We start from the raw sequence: 20,681 nt of genomic DNA, 5'->3' as shown, positions 1-20,681 counted from the left end.
GCGCCGCGTTCAAGCGGCGCACCGGTCATCAATTGATCTGGAATGGATAAACAGCGCCCAGTTTAAGGATTTGCGTCAGTTCATCCAGTGCCGTCCGGCATTCAAGCAACAATTGCGGGTCCGCCAGATCGGTTTCGCTCAGGCGGTCGCGGTAGTGCTTTTCAACCCATGCGGTCAACGAACCGTACAACGGGGCCGTCATGATAACCCCTGGGTTGACGGCCGCCAGTTCGGTTTCATTCAGCGCGACGCGCAAGCGCAGGCACGCCGGGCCGCCGCCGTTCTGCATGCTCTGCTTGAGGTCGAAGACTTTCACTTCACGGATCAGACCGCCGGAGCTGGTCAGACTTTGCAGGTAGGCCCACACGCGCTCGTTGGCCTGACACTCTTGCGGCACGATCAGCAACATCGAGCCGTCGGGACGCGAGAGCAATTGGCTGTTGAACAGGTAGGAGCGCACCGCGTCATCCACGGTGACCGCCGAACGCGGAACGCAGATCGACTGGAAATTGCCGCCAACCTTGGCCAGTTTGCCTTGCAACTCGGCCAGCATCTGATCGGTGTCGAGGAACGCGTCCTCGTGATAGAACAGCACCTCGCCATTACCCACGGCGATCACGTCGTTGTGGAACACGCCCTGATCGATCACGTTAGGGTTCTGCTGTGCGTAAACCACGCCTTCGTCACGCAGACCGTGCAGACGCACAACCGCTTGCGACGCTTCGAGGGTCTGCCGGGCCGGGTATTTCTGTGGCGCTGGATAACGGTTGTCGAAGGCACTGCGACCGAACACGAAGAACTCGACACCGGCCTCGCCGTACTCACGGCAGAAACGTGTGTGGTTGGCCGCGCCTTCGTCACCAAACTGCGCCACCGCTGGCAGCGCAGCGTGATGGGCGAAGTGTTGCTGATTGGCGAACATCGCACCGAGCACGCGGCTCGTGGTCGGGTGCTCGATGCTGCGGTGGTATTTGCAGTTGAGGTTAGCGGCGGTGAAATGCACGCGGCCATCAGCGGTATCGGCACTCGGGCTGACCGTCGCAGCGTTGGCGACCCACATGCTCGACGCCGAGCAACTGGCGACCAGCAAAGGCATGGCCTCTTTGGCCGCGCGCTCGATCACTTGCGCGTCGCTGCCACTGAAACCCAGACGGCGCAGAGCGGCCACGTCCGGACGCTCCTGCGGCGCCAGCACGCCTTGCTGAAAGCCCATTTCCATCAGCGCTTTCATTTTCGCCAGGCCTTGCAGCGCCGCTTCCTTCGGGTTCGAGGACTGCTGGCTGTTGCTCTGGGACGCAACGTTGCCGTAGGACAGACCGCCGTAGTTATGGGTCGGCCCCACTAGACCGTCGAAATTGACTTCATAGGATTTCATCAGCGAGGCTCCACGAGAATCTGTTGTTATAGGCTTCAGTAACTGTTCAGTAAGACTGCGGTGCGGCCATCGCCAGCCGGCTGGCTCCCACAGGTATTGCGTCGCACACAAAATGTGTGAGCACCACCGAACCTGTGGGAGCTAGCCGGCCAGGATTGGCATCACGCCATCTTCACGCCAGGCGTCAGAGTGGCAGGCAACACCAGATTTGGCGTTTCCAGCGACGCCACCGGGTACGCGCAATAATCCGCCGCGTAGTAGGCACTGGCGCGATGGTTGCCCGAGGCTCCCACACCACCAAACGGCGCGCTGCTCGCAGCCCCCGTCAATTGCTTGTTCCAGTTGACGATGCCGGCGCGGCTTTCCAGCCAGAATTGCTGATAACGATCTTCGGAATCCGACAACAGACCGGCGGCCAAGCCGTAAGCGGTGTCGTTGGCCTCATTGATCGCCGCAGCGAAATCGGTATAGCGGATCACTTGCAGCAACGGACCGAACAGTTCTTCGTCCGGACGCTCGGCCACCGCGGTCACATCAACAATGCCAGGGGTCAGCAACGCGGCTTGCGCCTGCGGCTGCGTCATGTCCAGCAGTGACACGGCGCCATTGGCCAGCAAATGCGCCTGGGCATCCATCAACGCTTTCGCCGCGCCAAGGGAAATCACCGAGCCCATGAACGGCGCCGGTTGCTGATCGAACGCACCGACTTCAATGGTCGAGCTGACCTCAACCAGACGCTTGAGCAGACTGTCGCCCCACGCGCCTTGCGGCACCAGCAGACGACGGGCGCAAGTGCAACGTTGGCCCGCCGAGATGAACGCGGATTGAATAATCGTGTACACCGCCGCGTCGAGGTCAGCGACCTGATCCACCACCAGCGGGTTGTTGCCACCCATTTCCAGCGCAAGAATCTTGTCCGGACGCCCGGCAAATTGCTGGTGCAAGTGGTTGCCGGTGCGGCTGGAACCGGTGAAGAACAGACCGTCGATGCCCGGGTTCGCCGCCAGCGCAATGCCGGTTTCGCGAGCGCCTTGCAGCAGGTTCAGGACGCCGGCCGGCAAACCGGCTTCGATCCAGCACTTGACCGTCAGCTCGGCGACTTTCGGGGTCAGCTCGCTCGGTTTGAACAACACGCTGTTACCGGCCAACAGCGCCGGGACGATGTGGCCGTTCGGCAAGTGGCCAGGGAAGTTGTAAGGGCCGAACACCGCAACCACGCCGTGAGGCTTGTGGCGCAGCACGGCGGTGGCGTCGCCCAGCGGGCCGCTCTTCTCGCCGGTACGCTCGCGGTAGCTTTGCACCGAGATCGCGATTTTGTTGACCATGCTGGTCACTTCGGTGGTGGCTTCCCACAGTGGTTTGCCGGTTTCTTCACCGATGGTGCGGGCCAGTTCGTCACTGTGGTTCTTCAGTGCAGCAGCGAAGGCTTCGAGCACGCTGATGCGCTCTTCCAGCGAACGCCGTGCCCAACCCGGAAACGCCTGACGCGCCGCCTGCACGGCCGACTCGACCTGAGCGGCTGTGGCGCCCTCACCCGACCACAGCACTTGCTGGGTCACCGGATTGAGCGACTGAAAAGCTTCGCCCTGACCGGCCAGCCATTCACCTGCGATGTATAGCGAATTCATTATTTCGACTCCCGAGCAGCAGACAACGCCACGGCGCGCACTTGGTCGCCCGCGTTGAGTTGAAGACGTTTGGCGGTTTGTGGATCGACCACCAGCGTGCCGGCAGCCAGACGTGCCGGCGCAGCCGTGATGCGGCAGTCTTCGCGTTTGCGGTTATGGATGATGAACGGCGTGGCATCGTCGCCCGGCGTACCGACCGCCAGCACCAGCGCTTCGCTGTCACGCACCGCGCGGATCTTGCTGGTTTCGCATTCGATGGCCGGGCCGGCGTCGAAGATGTCGACATAGCCCTGATAGCTGAACCCTTCGCTCTTGAGCATCGCCAGCGCGGGCTCGGTGTCCGGGTGGACCTGGCCGATGACATTGCGTGCATCAGGCGACAGGAAGCAGGTGTACAGCGGGAATTTCGGCATCAGCTCCGCAATGAATGCCTTGTTGCCGACCCCCGTCAGGTAATCGGCCTGGCTGAATTCCATCTTGAAGAAGTGCCGGCCCAGACTTTCCCAGAACGGCGAACGGCCAGCGTCATCCGACACACCGCGCATTTCGGCGATGATCTTGTTGCCGAACAGCTCCGGGAACTCAGCGATGAACAGCATCCGCGCCTTGGACAGCATGCGGCCGTTCAGACCGTTACGGTAATCGGCGTGCAGGAACAGCGAGCACAGCTCGGAGTTGCCGGTCAGGTCGTTGGCCAGGAACAGCGTCGGGATCTCACGATAGATGTTCAGCTCTTGCGAAGCGCTGACGGTCAGGCCGACACGGAAGTTGTACCAGGGCTCACGCAGACCGACCGCGCCGGCGATAGCGGAAATGCCCACCACGCGACCGTCGTCGTCTTCAAGCACGAACAGGTAATCCGCATCGCCACGGCCGGCTTCGCCGCGAAAGGTCTTTTCAGCCCAGTCGACCCGATGGGTCAGGCGTTCTTCGTTGGCCGGCAACGTGGTCAGGCCAGTGCCGGTGCTGCGGGCCAGGTCGATCAGCGCGGATAAATCGCTGCTGCGTACGGGACGAACAATCATGCTATCTCCTCAAACGGGCCGCCTTCGCCACCCGTAAAACTCGCTAAGGCGTTAAACCGCCACCAGGCGCACGCTGGCACCTTCACCGACGCCCAAGGCCTCGGCCGCTTCCAGATCAAGAGTCACCGGTTTGCCCGGCGCGTAGTCCAGCTCAAGCAACACGGCGCGGTAATCCTGCAACTGCGCGTTGGCCACCAGATACTGGCGCCCGGCACCTTTGACCGGCTCGCCGATCTTCACCGGCACCACGCGGCTCTGGGCGATCGAACGGATCCCCGACACACGCGCATGCAGGGTCGGGCCGCCGTCGAAAATATCGATGTAGTGATCGGTCTCGAAACCTTCGCGCATCAGGATGTCGAAAGTGATCTGCGCTCGCGGGTGCACCTGGCCCATCGCCTCTTGGGCGGAATCCGGCAGCAGCGGCACGTAGATCGGGTAATGCGGCATCAGTTCGGCGAGGAACGTACGGCTTTTCAACCCGCACAGGCGCTCGGCCTCGGCGTAGTTGAGGTCGAAGAAATTGCGACCGATGGCGTCCCAGAACGGCGAATCGCCATTCTCATCGCTGTAACCGACGATCTCAGTCACCACCGAATCGGCGAAACGCTCCGGGTGGCTGGCGACGAACAGCAAACGACCACGGGAATTGAGCTCAGCCCACGGCGAACCCACCAACTCACGCTGCACGTAGAAACTGGTCAGCAAGCTATTGCCGGTCAGGTCGTGGCACTGCGAAAGCACATGGATCTTGTTGTGGATCTTCAGCTCGCGGGAGGCGTGGACGAAGGTCTCGTTGCGAAAGCTGTAGAACGGTTCCGAATAACCGGCCGAAGCAACGATCGCCGAGCAGCCGACCAGTTTGCCGGTGGCGGAGTCTTCAAGGACGAAGAAATAACTCTCTTCACCGTTGAAGCTCACTTCGGCGGCAAACGAGGCTTCGCTCGCGGCGATCTTGTCGCTCAGACGTTCCACGTCATCCGGCAAGGAAGTGACACCAATCGGGCTGTCCGCAGCCAGACGCTGTACCTCGCCCAGATCAGCCATTTGCGCGGGGCGCATCACCAGCATGGTGTCACTCCTTTCTCTTATAAATTCACAGAAGAAATAGCCAGGCTCTCACTGCTTGAACAGCGATCAGTGTGGGAGCGGGCTTGCTCGCTCCCACTTCTGGTCTAGCCTGGCATTAAAATTTTGATCGACGCCTGAAACGCTCAGGCATCGAAAGGTCTATCAAGCTTGCGTGAGTTTTGCAGCGGCACGTTCGAAGCGGTCCAGACCGGCATCGATATCAGCGTCTTCGACCACCAGGCTCGGGGCGAAACGGATCACGTCGGGACCTGCTTGCAGAATCATCAAGCCTTCTTTCTCAGCGGCGTTGAAGATGTCTTTGGCCTTGCCTTTCCAGGCATCGCTCAGCACGCAACCGATCAGCAAACCGAGGCCACGCACCTGAGTGAACAGGCCGTACTTTTCGCCGATCTGCTCAAGACGGGTTTTGAACTTGTCGTGCTTGGCATTGACGCCGTTCAGCACTTCAGGGGTGTTGATCACGTCAATCACAGCTTCCGCTACCGCGCACGCCAGCGGGTTGCCGCCGTAGGTGGTGCCGTGGGTGCCGACGACCAGATGTTTGGCCAGCGCTTCGGTGGTCAGCATCGCCGCGATCGGGAAACCGCCGCCCAGGCTCTTGGCGCTGGTGAGGATGTCCGGGGTCACACCGTAATGCTGGTAGGCAAACAGTTTGCCGCTGCGGCCCATGCCGGTCTGCACTTCATCGAACACCAGCAGCGCGTTGTTCGCGTCGCACAGTTCGCGGGCACCTTGCAGGTAAGCCAGTTCGGCCGGCAGTACGCCGCCCTCGCCCTGGATCGGTTCGAGCACGACCGCACAGGTCTTGTCGGAAACGGCCGCTTTCAGCGCCGCCAGATCGTTGTAGGGAACGTGGGTGATACCGGTGATTTTCGGGCCAAAACCGTCGGAATACTTCGACTGGCCACCCACGTTCACGGTGAACAGGGTGCGGCCGTGGAAGCTGTTCAGCGCGGCGATGATCTCGTATTTCTCAGTGCCGAAACGGTCGAATGCGACGCGACGGGCCAGCTTGAAGGCGGCCTCGTTGGCTTCGGCGCCGGAGTTGCAGAAGAACACACGCTCGGCGAAGGTTGCGTCGATCAGCTTGTGCGCCAGACGCAGGGCTGGCTCGTTAGTGAACACGTTCGAAACGTGCCACAGCTTGTTCGCTTGCTCGGTCAAGGCACCGACCAGCGCGGGGTGCGCGTGGCCCAATACGTTGACGGCGATGCCGCCGGCGAAGTCGATCAGCTCGCGGCCGGCCTGATCCCAGACGCGGGAACCGGCGCCACGCACCGGAATGAAAGCGGCAGGCGCGTAGTTGGGAACCATAACCTGGTCGAAATCGGCGCGTTGTACCGCAGCGTGCTCAACGGACATCGGAGTCTCCTGATGAGGGCCACCCGCCTGAAACTGGCGAGCGATGGGGGGATTGTAAGGACAGTTTTCAGCCCGGCCTTGCCGCCAAGCGACAACTTCTTATAGCGCAAACCCCGGTTTTTCCCGGGTTTACGGCAATGCGACAAATAGCGTCGCAAAGGCGCAGTTTAAACTGGCGCTGCCGATTGCGGCAGACGCAGGAGAATACCAACTCAGCCTCACGCCCAAGCGATAAATATGTACCGCACCTGGATCGCCACTTCCTGATTTGCTGTTGCTCTTTTCAACGGCCAAGGAACGGCACATGCATTTGACTCAAGGACAGCACCCGACAGCGGCAACCGACCCGCAACACCCAGATGATCACTATCAGCACTTGAAGAACGCCCTCCCCGACTGGCTTGCCAATGTCTCGCCCGCCAGACGCATGGCCCTGAAAAACACGCGGCCATCGCAAACCCTCACACTGCAGGCGGTACCGACCGAGCAGCATCAGATACTCAAAGCCCTCAACGCCGAACACTGGACGGCGCAAAGTGAGGTCGACACGCAACTGGAACATTTGCAGGACGCCAGTGCCTTCGCCGAACCCTTGCTCAAGCAAGCGCTGAAGAGCCGCTTGGACCTGGATGTGGATGTGCGCAAAACGTTCCTGCGCCTGTATATCCCCGCGACCACGCCCTGGTTCCCGATCAGTACCGGCGCTCGGACCTGGACGGTCTCGCTACTGGATGCCGCGCTGCATAACTTCGAAGAAAAGGAAACCCGCGACGGTGCCTTCGAAGCCGACTCGACTTACATCACCCAGCCCTCAACGACCGGCCAGTTCGATACCCTGCCGTCGATCAAGGCCAAACTGAGCATTGCGGACTTTACGAAGCTGTGCCGGGAACTGGATATCGGCGCGCAATACAAAACCCATCTGGAAGACCATCTGGGCTTCTCCGATCCGGCAGTGGCAACGTCGCTGCGCCAAAAGATTGATGCGAGCGAAAAAGCCGCGATGCGCGCAGCGCTGCAGATGGCACTGATGAACCGTGATATTTCGCAAAGTTCTTTCCGCCTGATCGACGCGATGCTCGACGGGCTGCAAGGCATACGGATCAACAGCGTGCCCGTGGTGCGTCATGACGTGACGATGATGGGCGCCGCGCTTACCGGTATCGTCGTGTTTGCCCCCGGCCTGGAGGAGGCGCGAAAAACCGCAAAAGTGGTGGCCTATGTCCCGGAAGACCCCGAGCACCCGTTCAAGGAATATGCCTCGGCACTCGATATGGTCATTGAATTGACCCGACAGTTGCGCTCAGAGGAATACCAGCACTTTTTCAGCCGGTTCGTGAATCACGAGCACCGCGGTTTTTTCTTCTCCGGCCTCAATGACCGCTTGAGCAAAATCAAATGGCACCCAAGTGTGACAGGGAGCGCTGAACCCGCCTGGCGAGAATCCCCGGTCGAGCGACCCAATCTGGAGACGGCATTCATCCCGTTCCACGACGATCTGTGGCAACACCTCTATCAGGCGAAACTCAACAAGATCCTCAACGATGCCCGCTTCATCGCCGTACCGACCGCTTCGGTCGACCAGAAAGCCCGCTGGGCCTTCTGGGATTCGGTGGTCAACATCATTTCGACGATCGTGCAAACCGCCGCACTGGTCATCGCGCCCTTCGTGCCCGTCTTGGGCGAAGCGATGATGGCGTACATGGCTTATCAGTTTCTCAACGAGGCCTTCGAAGGCATCATCGAATGGGCGCAGGGGCGCACCACCGAAGCGTTCGAACACTTGATGAGCACCCTCGAATCACTGATCCAATTGGGGTTGTTTGCGGTAGGCGGGAATATTGCCGTGGCCGAGCTTCCCAAGATTTTGCCCAAAGAAGTCGTCGCCTTCATCGACCGCTTCAAAGCGGTCAAAACGGCCAACGAACAAATCCGTTACTGGGATCCTGACCTCGGCCGCTATCAACAGGAAAGTGTTCCGGCCCCCGACTCCACGCCCAATCAACTCGGCCTGCACCAGCATCAAGGCAAACATCTGTTGCCGCTCGAAAACGCCCATTTTGCCGTGAGCGAAAGCACCATCCCCGGCCAGTACCGGATCGAACACCCGACCCGTCCCGATGCTTACCAACCGCTGTTACGACACAACGGCGACGGCGCCTGGCACACCGAACTCGAACAACCGCTGGAATGGGACAAGCCCACGGCGCTGCGCCGGATCGGCCCCTTGGTCGAGTCGTTTTCCCCGCTCGAACGCGAAACGATTCTTCAGGTCAGCGGGGTCAACGAAGGTGCCCTGCGCAAGATGCATGTCGATCAGGAAAAACTCCCGCCGTTGCTGGCCGACAGCATCCAGCGCCTCAAGATCGATCAGCAGTTGCAACGCTTCAACGACTATCTGGGCAGCGATGTGCCCGAGCAATACCTGCGCGCCGACCCGGTCATGCAGTTGCAACTGTTGACCGAGCAGGGCCGCTGGCCTGCCGGCAAGCGCCTGCGTTTGCTGGATAAACAAGGCGAACTCATCTGGCAATCCTCCAGTGACGAGAGCTTGCCGCTGACCGAGCTGCATCAAGACAGCCTGATCGGCGGCGACCTGCTCAAAAGTCTGTTTTATGCCCTCGACGAGGCGCAAGGCAAAGCCCTGCTGGGCATGGAGTTCGCCGGCCCGACGCCGCCACTGGACGTACGCAGCCAGATGCTGCGCAAGCAACTGGCCCAGCTCGCCATACAACAACGCAGCGTCATGTTCGAGACGCGCTACCAGGCGCTCCAGCACAGCAACGATCCACTGACACAGGTCCTCCTCCAGCACGATCCGGCGCTACCGGCCACTGTCACCCGTGAACTGCTCGACACCGCCAGTGGTGACGAGTTGCTGCTGATCAGCGAAGGGCAAGTGCCGGCGCGTCAGCAGCAACTCATGCAACTGGCCAGTCAGGAAGTGCGTGTTACCCGCGCCTATGAGGGGCTGGAACTGGACGGCGTGAACAATCCCGATACCGACACCCTGGCGCTGCACAGCCTCAAACGGTTGCCCGGCTGGAGCGGCGACGTGCACATCGAAATTCGCGACGGTCGCTACGAAGGGCCGATGCTCGACAGCACCGGTCGCAGCGATGCCCCCGCGCAAAAAGTGCTGGTGCGTCAAAGCGACGGCCGCTATCAACCCTACGATGATCGCGGCCAGGAACTGCACTCGGCCACCGACTTCTATTCCAGCATTTTGTACGCTCTGCCGGACGCAGAGCGCAACGCGGTGAACATCCAGGTAGGCCAGGCCGAGACCCTGAAAGCGGCGATCCGCCAACGACCGGTGGCGCGCAGCGACCTGCGAGTGGCGATTTGCGACCCGCTGATTCAGCCCCCAGCCGTAGACACGCTGCGACTGGTGGGGATCAGAAATGAACCACCGCTCCCCACCACAAGAGATCGTGAAGCACCCGATTTTTTCGAGCTGGGCGAAGCCGGCGTGGTCAGCATAGAAAATCAGGACAACTTTCCCAACCTGGGCGCCCGGTTCCTCACCCAGGAAGAACGGCTACAGGCAATTTTCCGAGGGTATTCTGCCGAGGAAGCGCGAACGTTTACCGCCAGGTTCCAGCATGATCCGGCAGGTCTGAACGCAGAACTTTCCAGGCTTCGCATCGAATACAACAGCCTCAGTGATGATCTGCTGAGCTGGGAGAACAACGTTGCGCTCAACGACCCAGCCAGCGGTCTGCCACTGACGGACCTTCAGCGTCGAGCAGCCCGGCAGAACCGCGCTCAGATCAAGCTCGCGCTCCTGCGTTGCTGGCGCAGGCAAACACGCGCCTCCGCCGGATACATTCTGCAGATAGCACAACCGGTAATGGGCGAACTTCCGCGGCTGAATGCGGATTTCAGCCACGTCACCATGCTGTCGATCAATGGCAGTGCCAGTACCAGCAACCTCGCTACCTTCATGCAGAATTTCCCGCGATTGATGTACATGGACGGGCAAAACCTCAACATGCCCAACCTTCCGCAAGCCTTCACCTCCATGCCAATGCTTCGGCAGTTGGTGCTGCGCAACTGCGGCATCACGCTTTCAGCAGCCAACCAATCGGTGCTGGCAGCAATTCCCGAGCTCTCGCTGCTGGATCTGCGAGGCAACCCTCTGCAACATCCTCTCGACGTCAGTACGATGCCATCGCTGCGTCACCTCAATCTGGTCGACACCAACATCTCCGCGCTACCCACTGGTTTGCTCGAACACCCCCGACTGATCACCGGCCGATTCGATAACAATCAGATCACCGAAATCCCGGACGCATTTTTCAACCTGGCCAGCGTCCTCAGTGACGGCTTCAGCTTTGCCGACAACCCGGTGTCGGCCGCCACTCGGGAGCAAGTGAAGAGCTTCTACAATCGCACCGGCAGACACTTCGGAATCAGGGCCGAACAGGCCGATATTTTGCGCACTACCACGCTGTATCCGGCTCTGGACGCCGACCAGGCGACTGACCTGCTGTATCGATTGCCAGGCTCGCTGGCTCAAGGTCGAGTCCAGCTCGCCCACTGGGAAGCGGAAGTCACCCAGCTCAATGCTGAGCTGGGTCAGTGGGTCAACCAGACGCCCGTGACCGACCAGGGCTTGAACATGAACGAGCAAGCGCGCGAATTGTCCGCCAGGATCAATTTCGCACAAACACTGGATCAGTTCTGGCGCAGCAGGTCGGCACTGACCAGAAATGACAACCTGGTGGCGACGCTCCAGTTCATGGGCGACATGCCAGTGCTCAGCGCTAACTTTGACCATGTCTCCAGGCTGACCCTGACGGGCAATACAAACATCACCGCGTTACTGCCATTCGTGCAGCGCTTCCAAAATTTATCCATGCTGGAACTCAATACCTTTGACCTGGAACCCGTCGCCCTCTCGGCATTCAACATGCCTCGGCTCACCACGCTCGATCTGAACAACTGCGGGGTGATACTGACCCCCGAAAACCAGGCGACGCTCGTTTCACTGAACAACCTGCAAACACTGGACTTGAGGAACAACCCGCTGGGTACATTCCCCGACCTCAACCTGTTGCCTGAGCTGACATACGCAGATTTGTCCAACACCGGCATCTCTGCCGTTCCTGACGGACTGGCCGACCATCCGAACCTGCGAACCGCGATTTTCAACGGTAACTTGATCAGCGAATTACCCGAGGCGATTTTCGATCTCCCCGTCGACCGCTCTGAATTATTCGATTTCTCCGACAATCCGTTGTCGACAGAGACACGCAACCGGATCAAAACCTACTACCGCAAAACCGGCTACGACTTTGATGTACGGGTCGATAGCAGCGAAATCGCCATTGCGCGGGATCTGTTTCCAACTCTGGACGAGCAAGAGGCCAGCGATGTGGTCTATGACTTGCCCGGAACCCTGGCAGATGGACGGATACAGCTTGATCGCTGGCGAGCGCAATTGACTCGCATGAACGCTGACCTGACGCGCTGGGCCCCGCAAGTTCCAAGCGTTCACCCTGTCACCGGCGAAGCGTTTTCGGCCATTGAGCTATTCGACCAGTACGCTGCCCGATCGGAATTCGGGCACCGACTGGAGCGACTCTGGCGCAGCAGGTCCAACGAGTCCGCGATGCGCGAGGATTTCTTCGAGTTGGATTTGAGGTTCGTCGGCGACATGCCACGGCTTGAAATGGATTTCAGCCACGTCTCAAGCCTCCAGCTCAATGGCAATGACGCCATCAGCGGGGTCGGCCCATTCATTGAGCTGTTTACCAAGGCGCATATTCTGACGATGCGTCATTTCGCGCTGGGTGAAATACCCTCGTTCATGGCCAACCTGCCGGAGCTCAAAGAGCTCACGCTGAGCCGCTGCGGCGTGACACTCACGCTTGAGGGCGAAAATACCCTCGCCGGCCTGAGCGACCTTGAGCTTCTGAACCTCAACGGCAACCCTCTGACCGTGGCGCCCGACCTGCGAACGCTGCCGGCATTGAACGACCTTCGACTGAGCAATACCGCCATTTCAACCCTGCCGAACGGGCTCGTCGATCACCCCAACCTGAGAAGCGCCCTGCTCAATGGCAACAACCTTACCGATCTGCCCGAAGCATTTTTCAGTATGGATCTGGATCTCGTCGACGGCGTCAATCTGGCCAGCAACCCTCTGTCCCAAGCCGCTCGCGAGCGCATCAAGACGTACTACACAGAAAAGGGGCGAGACTTTGGCGTATTGCCGGATGTGGACGATCTCGCCCGCGCGCAGAACCTGTTCCCGCAACTGGACGTCGAAGACGCCAGCCACATGATCTATCACCTGCCCGGCACACTGCAGGCCGGCAGCACTCAGTTAGTGAACTGGGAAATAGAAATGGCTCAAATGATCAGCGACCTGGGCGCCTGGGCCGAGAGAGCACCGGTGCGCGATCCGCTGACCGGTCAATACTGGGGTGCAGCTCAAAGAGCGATTGAACACAACGCACGCAAACAATTCGGAAAAACACTGGAGCAGTTCTGGCGCAGCAGACACATCGACAAACCGCAACTGAGGCTCAACGCGCTTGTAGCTGACATGAATTTTGCCGGTGAATTGCCGGTACTGGCGGCCGATTTCGGCCACGTCACTCAACTGTCCCTCCAGGGTAATGCCGCCCTGAATATCCCCGATGGTTTTCTGGCCTGTTTCACCGGCGTGCAGGCGCTGGAGATACGCGGTTTCACCTTGGGACGCCTGCCCACGGCACTGACGCGCATGCCGTCGCTCGAATCGATGAGGCTCAATAGCTGCGGTATCTCAATCGAAGCCGGAGGACAGGTCACTTTGTCCGCCTTGACCCGATTGAAGACGCTGGACCTGTACAACAACCTGTTAGGCGCGGTGCCGGATTTAACAGCGCTGCGCGAGCTGACGATCCTGGATCTTTCCAGAACCGGCATCGACAGTGTTCCGGTCGGTCTGGCACAACTGCCTCAACTTCGATCAGCCTTGCTCATCGAGAACTCGATAGTGGAACTGCCTCACGACTTCCCCGGTAACGCTGGCACCCGCGTCCAGTTGACCGCCAACCCGCTGTCTGCCGCTTCCCGGGAGCGCATAAAGACATTTTTCCAGACAAGCTATTACGAGATGGGGGTGGCGGCCGACCAGGCCGATATCGATCTGGCGCAAACGATCCATCCGAACCTGAACAGCACAGAGGCCAGCCGGATGATCTATCGCCTGCCAGGCACACTGGCCGATGGTCGTCTCGAACTGATGCGTCGGCAGACCGAACTGGACAGCGTACTCAGCAAGCTTGAAGGGTGGGTGAACGAGGCCGCTATGCAGACGGGGCTGGATGCAGAAGCAACGGCAGTGGAAAAAGCCAAAAGAGCGCAGTTCAGGGAAAGCCTAGAGCAACGTCTGCGCAATTATCCCACCGCCTCGATGTTCGCCGACTTCACCTGCGACCTGTCGTTCACCGGTGAACTACCGGCGTTGAGTGGCAACTTTGGGTATATACACAAGCTGCAATTGACGAGCACAGCGAAAGTGGCTCATCGAGTGGATCAACTTATCGGGCTTTTCCCGGCTCTCAAAGACCTCACGATCCGCGACTATCCGCTGGGCGACCTTCCCGCTGCCATCTTCAAGCAGAACGAACTGGAGAACTTGAGTCTGCACAACTGCCAAGTCGTGCTGACTCCCCAGACCGTGGATGCACTCGGCACCCTGGACAAGCTGCGCTCACTGGACTTGCACAACAACCCGCTTGGCCTGACGCCGGACCTGAGAACTCTGCAGGAGTCGCGCTCACTGGACCTGAGCAACACCGGGCTCACCGAAATACCACAAGGGCTGTCCGAGTTGCCGTATCTGATGCATGCAAACCTGTCCGATAACGCCATCACGGAGTTGCCAGCCCAGTTGCTGACCAGCGGTTCCGGCTTGAAAGCGACTTTCGACTTCAGTGGTAATCCATTGACCGCACAGAGCCAGCAGCGTCTGAGCGTTTATAAGGCTGCAAATGAAGCCAGGTTGATCGAGGAACAAAGAAGGACGCGAAATCTTCATCAACTGCTCAACGATTTCGAAGACTCTTCGTTCTCGAATGGAAGTGAACACTCACCAATATCTGTCGATTCGTCGGGGCCCTAAGCAAGAGCCTGCCAGCCATTGTCTAACCGCGCTCGGGCGGCACCGACGACAACTCGAACGGGCTGCTGCTGCGCCGCTGGTTGCGATCTTCCCGCGGCGTGGCACCGAAGAAGTTGCGATAGGCGCTGGAGAAATGCGGCCCCGAGGAGAAGCCGCACGACAGGCCGATCTGAATGATCGACTTGCTGGTTTGCATCAACATCTGCCGGGCCTTGTTCAGGCGCAGTTCCAGGTAGTACTGGCTCGGCACACGATTGAGGTATTGCTTGAAGATCCGCTCCAACTGCCGACGGGATACGCACACATGTTGGGCGATTTCGTCGGTGGTCAGCGGTTCTTCGATATTGGCTTCCATCAGCAACACCGCCTGGGTGAGCTTCGGATGGCTGGAGCCCAGACGGTTCTGCAACGGAATGCGCTGACGCTCGCCACCCTCGCGGATGCGCTCCACCACCAGTTCTTCGGACACCGCACCGGCCAGTTCTGCGCCGTGATCGCGCGCCAGCACCGCCAGCAACAAGTCGAGCACCGACATGCCGCCACACGCGGTCAGGCGATCACGGTCCCAGTCGAACAGATGGCTCGTGGCGATGACTTTCGGGAAACGTTCAGCAAAATCGTCCTGCCAGCGCCAGTGCACGGCGGCGCGGTAACCGTCGAGCAAACCGAGTTGCGCCAACGGATACACACCGGCCGACAAACCTGCGATCACACAACCGGCCCGCACCAGTTGTTTCAGTGCACTGCTCAGAGCCGGCGCCAAAGACGTCGGCGGCTCATCGGCGAGCAAAAACAGTTTCTGGAAGTTCTCGAGCTTGCCGGCCCACGGCTCGCCGGGCAATTGCCAGGCACCTTCGGCGGGTGGCTCGGCCTGCAAGAACGTCAACTCGTAGACCACGTCCGGGTGCACACGCTGAGCAACACGCAAGGCCTCCTCCGCCAGCGCCAGCGTCAACGCTTTAGTGCTGGGCCAAATCAGGAAACCAATTCGATGGGCAGTCATGGGCGGGCAATCCGAAACGAGAAACGGTGATGAAGGCAAGGGCCAATGCTAGCCCGAAATCGAAACTGTCGCAGATCCATTGTGGGAGCGGGCTTGCTCGCGAATGCGGTAGATCAGACACCAATGATGTCGACTGATACACCGCTTTCGCGAGCAAGCCCGCTCCCACAGGGGGTCGAGCAAGTCTTCAGGTCGCGAAGCATGACCTAATTTGGTGCATAACGGGAGCGATTACTTGAGGCTACCCGAGAGGAACTGTTGCAGACGCTCCGATTGCGGATTGACCAGCACTTCGCGCGGATCGCCGCTTTCTTCCACAACACCTTTGTGGAGGAACACCAACTGGTTCGACACTTCACGGGCAAAGCCCATTTCGTGGGTGACCACCACCATGGTGCGGCCTTCCTGAGCCAGCGCCTGCATGACTTTGAGCACGTCGCCTACCAGTTCCGGGTCGAGTGCCGAGGTCGGTTCGTCGAACAGCATCACTTCCGGTTCCATCGCCAGCGCACGGGCAATTGCCACACGCTGCTGCTCGCCGCCGGACATGTGCCCCGGGAACGCATCCTTACGATGGGCCACGCCGACCTTGTTCAGGTAATGCTCGGCTTTCTCGCGGGCTTCAGCCTTGGACATGCCCAGTACATGCACCGGCGCTTCCATGATGTTTTCCAGCGCAGTCATGTGCGACCACAGGTTGAAATGCTGGAACACCATCGACAGACGCGAACGCATACGCTGCAACTGCTTTGGATCAGCGGCTTTCAGCGCGCCGTCCTTGTTCGCGACCAGTTTCAGCTCTTCGTTGTTGAGCAGGATCTTGCCCGCGTGCGGCTGCTCAAGCAGGTTGATGCAACGCAGGAAAGTACTTTTGCCGGAGCCACTGGAGCCGATGATGCTGATCACATCGCCGGCTGCCGCTTTCAGGGACACGCCCTTGAGCACTTCGTGACTGCCATAGCGTTTATGCAGGTCTTGGACTTCAAGTTTGTACATGCGGTCGGTTCTCACAAAAACAGTCAGTCAGTCGTTGAGCAAGCGCCCGTGACGCAGCGCTTCGCGCCCCGCCACCTTGGCCAGCCAGAAACCGGGTTGGGCATAGCGCAGCCGTTCAATGGCAAACAGCACCCCGGACGTACCAGCACATACCGTGCTGACCCGATCGGACACAGGGTCGATCACTTCAAAAATCTCATCACCGGCCTCGACCCATTCGCCGGGTTTACGCACAAAGCTCACCACGCCCGGGTGCGGCGCGAACAACAATTCGGTGCCTTCGAACGGCATGCCTTCGCACGGCTCGTGTGCCGGGTTCGGCCACTCGCCGCTGATCAAGCCCTGCTCCGCGAGGAACGCCAGAATGCCTTCAGCATACGCCTGGGCTTCAACGCGGCCGGTGTCAGCCTGACCGCCCAGCTCGATGGTCGTCGCCAGACAGGCCAACGGAATCTGCGCCTGCGCAAACTGACGCGACAGGCGCAGCCACGGCAGCGAACAGGCTTCATCGAACGAGCTGCCGCCGGAATCTTCCGCCAGCAAACCCACTTTCACATTCAGATGCGCGGCCAGTGAACGCCACTGCGGCCAGTGCTGCGGCAACGCATACAGGTGCAGCGCAGCTTCAGCATCACAGTGCAAGTCGAGTACCACGTCGGCGGTGCAGGCATGGCTGAGCAATACGCGCTGCATGCCTTGCAACTGGCTGCTCGCGGGCGGCAATGCCGCCAGATGATCGGCCATCGCCTGACGGATCAGGCGAATGTTGGCGTGCGGATCGTCACCGAGGCTGTCAGCCAAAGCCGCCGCAACCGGCGCGCTCAGCTCAACGAAGTCACGGTTGAAATTCTTGCCACTGCCCGCCTCGAAACGCCCTTGGTGATTGCCTTGCAGCAACTGGCCAAGACCCAACGGGTTGGCCACCGGCACCAGCTCGATCACGCCGTTGAGCAGGCCTTTGGCTTCGAGTTCGCCGAGGCGCTTTTTCAGCTCCCAAGCGGTGCGCATGCCCGGCAATTCGTCAGCGTGCAGGCTGGCCTGAATGTAGGCCTTGCGCTCGCCGCTGCCGAAACGAAATACCGAAATCCTGCGCTCGCTGCCCAGATGGCTCCACGGCAAAACGTGGTCGATACGTTCCATATCAGTGCTTCCGCGGGGCCAGGTAGCTCAGCCAGCGACGCTCGGCCAGCTTGAACAACTTGACCAGAATGAAGGTCAGGCACAGGTAGAACACGCCAGCGGTGATGTACGCCTCGAACGGCAGGTAGTACTGCGCGTTAACGGTACGGGCCGCACCCGTGATGTCGATCAGGGTCACGATGGACGCCAGACTGGTGGTCTGCAGCATCATGATCACTTCGTTGCTGTACTGCGGCAACGCGCGGCGCAGGGCCGACGGCAGCAGGATGCGCTTGTACATCTTGAAGCGTGACATGCCCATGGCTTTGGCCGCTTCGATCTCACCGTTCGGCGTCGCCTTCAGGCTGCCGGCGATGATTTCCGCGGTGTAAGCGCTGGTGTTCACGGCGAACGCCAGGCATGCGCAGAACGTAGCGCTGGACAGCCACGGCCAGAGGAAGCTTTCACGTACAGCTTCGAACTGGGCCAGACCGTAGTAGATCAGGAACAGTTGAACCAGCATCGGCGTACCGCGAATCACGTAGGTGTACAGCCACGCGGTGCCGTTGACGATCGAGTTCTTGGAGACGCGCATCAGCCCCAGCGGCAACGCCGCCAATAGACCAAAGAACAGCGACAGCGCGAGCAATTTGAGGGTGGTCAACAGGCCGCCGAGGTACAGCGGCATAGCCTCCCAAATGACGTTGTAGTCGAAGATCATAGATCAGCCGCCCTTACGCCTACCGAGTAGCGCTTCTCAAGTTGACGCAATGCCAGCAACGAAACACTGGTGATCACCAGGTACATCGCCGCCACTGCAAGGAAGAAGGTGAAAGGCTCGCGAGTGGCATCCGCCGCCTGCTTGGCCTTGAACATCATGTCTTGCAGGCCGACCACCGAAATCAGCGCAGTCGCCTTGGTCAGTACCAGCCAGTTGTTGGTGAAGCCCGGAATCGCCAAGCGAATCATCTGCGGCACCATCACCCGGAAGAACACCTGAAAACTGCTCATGCCGTAGGCCATGCCCGCCTCGGCCTGCCCCTTGGGGATCGCCATGAACGCGCCACGGAAGGTTTCCGACAGGTACGCCCCGAAGATGAAACCGAGGGTGCCGATACCGGCGGCCAACGGGTTCAGGTCGATGTAATCGTTGAAGCCGAGCAGCGGCGCCACGCGGTTGAGCAAGTCCTGACCGCCGTAGAAAATCAGCAGGATCAGCACCAGATCGGGAATCCCGCGGATCACCGTGGAATACAGATCGCCCAGCCACGCCAGCCAGCGCACCGGCGACAGGCGCAGTGCAACACCGATCAGCCCGAGAACGATGGCCAGAGCCATGGACGACAAGGCGAGCTGAAGCGTCAGCCATGCGCCATCGAGGATGACAGCCCCGTAGCCTTTCAACATGATTCAGGTCCTCGAAAGTTGGGATGAAAAAATGGCGCAAACCGCAGAGATCCTGTTGCTTGCGCCATTTCGGACTTGTCGCAGAGACGTATTACTTGCCGTAGATATCGAAGGCGAAGTACTTGTCCTGGATAGCTTTGTATTTGCCGTTTTCGCGGATGGCCGCGATGGCAGCGTTGATCTTGTCTTTCAGGGCATCGCCCTTACGCACAGCGATGCCCACGCCGTCGCCGAAGTATTTGACGTCGGTGAATGCCGGGCCTGCGAAGGCGAAACCTTTACCAGCGTCGGTGTTCAGGAAACCGTCTTGCAGCAGGGTGGCATCAGCCAGGGTGCCGTCGAGGCGACCGGCGGCCACGTCGAGGTAGATCTCGTTCTGCGAACCGTACGGTTTGATTTCGGCGCCCAGTGGAGCCAGGACTTCGCGGGCGAAACGCTCGTGGATCGAACCACGTTGCACGCCGATGTTCTTGCCCTTGAGCTCAGCCAGACCTTCGCTGACCTGAGTACCGGCCTTCATGACCAGACGTGCCGGGGTGTTGTAGTACTTGTTGGTGAAGTCGACGGACTTCTTGCGGTCTTCAGTGATCGACATGGACGACAGGATCGCGTCGATCTTGCGCACTTTCAGTGCCGGGATCAGACCGTCGAACTCTTGCTCGACCCATACACACTTGACCTGCATCTGCTCGCACAGCGCGTTGCCGATGTCATAGTCGAAACCGACGATGCTGCCGTCCGGCGCTTTGGAAGCGAACGGAGGGTAGGCCGCTTCGATACCGATCTTCACAGGTTTTTCGTCAGCGAAGGCATTGAGCGACAGCACGGACAGTGCCAGGGCGCCAAGCAGCACAAGTTTCTTCATCTTGAGACTCCATCGGTAAAGGGCAAAAACGGCAGAGTGAGCAACAGCCCAATATGCGAATGGGTGAATCGGAAAATCCGTTGCTGCATCGGTGGGAAATTTCCTATTGAAACCGCAGGAGGTTTCAACGTTAGCCACGATGAGCCAGTGATCGGCATTCTAACGACAGGCCCGAAGTCGATATTTCTTCAATGCGACAACTAATTACAGATGCACTGAGAAACCCACTTGAGCACATTGACAGCCCCGCAATTTCATGCAAGAGCGAAAGACAGTGAACCGATCTATGCTGCAAATTGCGGGCCTATTATTCGCAAACCCTTCTAATCCGGCAAGCGCAGCGTTGTGTCTTATTTTTCTCGCCGGGTTTTGAGGCTCTAAAACGGGGCGATGCGTTTCCCCTCGCCCCGGTTTGGCGCGGACGGTTACACATTTGGTTACTTGGAGGCGGAAGGGTAACAGGCGGAAATGTCTTACACGGGAAATCGATAATTATTGGTTGGGTGGTTTCGGTTTCTGGCTGCGGACTACACCAGCGCCTGACAAATTGCCTTCGCGAGCAAGCCCGCTCCCACAGTTTTGACCGAATTCCTTCAGACCCAATGCAATCCCCTGTGGGAGCGGGCTTGCTCGCGAAGGGGCCAAACCAGCCACCACATAAACCGAACCAATACTCACAGACGCCCC

12 protein-coding genes are annotated in these 20,681 nt (G+C 59.6%); 1 reads left to right on the top strand and 11 read right to left on the bottom strand.

What is annotated here, in order from left to right; all coding sequences use genetic code 11:
- Positions 1-28: 28 nt before the first annotated feature.
- The 5 genes from astB to K5E40_RS32885 form a co-directional block, all read right to left on the bottom strand.
- Positions 29-1,375, bottom strand: a complete 1,347-nt coding sequence (astB, locus tag K5E40_RS32905; RefSeq protein ID WP_221734287.1) for an N-succinylarginine dihydrolase — start codon at positions 1,373-1,375, stop codon at positions 29-31.
- Between the two features lie 161 nt (positions 1,376-1,536).
- Positions 1,537-3,006 carry a succinylglutamate-semialdehyde dehydrogenase gene (astD, locus tag K5E40_RS32900; protein WP_221734288.1) on the bottom strand — a complete coding sequence of 490 codons (1,470 nt, stop codon included), beginning with the start codon at positions 3,004-3,006 and terminating at the stop codon, positions 1,537-1,539.
- Positions 3,003-4,028 carry an arginine N-succinyltransferase gene (gene astA / locus K5E40_RS32895; protein ID WP_221734286.1) on the bottom strand — a complete coding sequence of 342 codons (1,026 nt, stop codon included), beginning with the start codon at positions 4,026-4,028 and terminating at the stop codon, positions 3,003-3,005. Before astA ends, astD begins: the two co-directional genes overlap by 4 nt.
- A 51-nt stretch (positions 4,029-4,079) precedes the next feature.
- On the bottom strand, positions 4,080-5,099 hold the full coding sequence (gene aruF / locus K5E40_RS32890; RefSeq protein ID WP_059404897.1) for an arginine/ornithine succinyltransferase subunit alpha: 1,020 nt from the start codon (positions 5,097-5,099) through the stop codon (positions 4,080-4,082).
- Positions 5,100-5,261: 162 nt separating this feature from the next.
- Positions 5,262-6,482, bottom strand: coding sequence for an aspartate aminotransferase family protein (locus K5E40_RS32885; RefSeq protein WP_221734285.1), 1,221 nt, complete (start codon positions 6,480-6,482; stop codon positions 5,262-5,264).
- A 304-nt stretch (positions 6,483-6,786) separates the two neighbouring features.
- Between K5E40_RS32885 and K5E40_RS32880 the strand changes: the two genes are divergently transcribed.
- Entirely contained in the window at positions 6,787-14,604 is a 7,818-nt protein-coding gene (locus K5E40_RS32880) for a dermonecrotic toxin domain-containing protein (protein ID WP_221734284.1), read from the top strand.
- A gap of 22 nt (positions 14,605-14,626) precedes the next feature.
- Here K5E40_RS32880 and argR read toward each other — a convergent pair whose 3' ends face one another.
- From argR to K5E40_RS32850, 6 genes are all read right to left on the bottom strand, one after another.
- Positions 14,627-15,607 (bottom strand): transcriptional regulator ArgR, encoded by a 981-nt coding sequence (gene argR / locus K5E40_RS32875; protein ID WP_221734283.1) that lies wholly within the window; start codon positions 15,605-15,607, stop codon positions 14,627-14,629.
- A gap of 231 nt (positions 15,608-15,838) precedes the next feature.
- A complete protein-coding gene (locus K5E40_RS32870) occupies positions 15,839-16,603 on the bottom strand; it encodes an ABC transporter ATP-binding protein (RefSeq protein ID WP_221734282.1) in 765 nt (254 codons plus the stop codon).
- 27 nt (positions 16,604-16,630) lie between these two features.
- Positions 16,631-17,743: a M14 family metallopeptidase gene (locus tag K5E40_RS32865; protein ID WP_221734281.1), complete on the bottom strand. Its 1,113-nt coding sequence runs from the start codon at positions 17,741-17,743 to the stop codon at positions 16,631-16,633.
- A gap of 1 nt (position 17,744) precedes the next feature.
- Positions 17,745-18,443 (bottom strand): ABC transporter permease, encoded by a 699-nt coding sequence (locus K5E40_RS32860; RefSeq protein ID WP_221734280.1) that lies wholly within the window; start codon positions 18,441-18,443, stop codon positions 17,745-17,747.
- The gene (locus tag K5E40_RS32855; protein WP_053122878.1) at positions 18,440-19,129 is read right to left on the bottom strand and encodes an ABC transporter permease; all 690 of its coding nucleotides are present in this window, start codon (positions 19,127-19,129) and stop codon (positions 18,440-18,442) included. Before K5E40_RS32855 ends, K5E40_RS32860 begins: the two co-directional genes overlap by 4 nt.
- Before the next feature lie 91 nt (positions 19,130-19,220).
- The gene (locus K5E40_RS32850; protein ID WP_221734279.1) at positions 19,221-19,994 is read right to left on the bottom strand and encodes an ABC transporter substrate-binding protein; all 774 of its coding nucleotides are present in this window, start codon (positions 19,992-19,994) and stop codon (positions 19,221-19,223) included.
- Positions 19,995-20,681: the final 687 nt, after the last annotated feature.

This window comes from Pseudomonas baetica, assembly GCF_019733355.1.
Lineage (GTDB): Bacteria > Pseudomonadota > Gammaproteobacteria > Pseudomonadales > Pseudomonadaceae > Aquipseudomonas > Aquipseudomonas baetica_A.
This window is presented reverse-complemented; position numbering and strand designations above follow the sequence as displayed.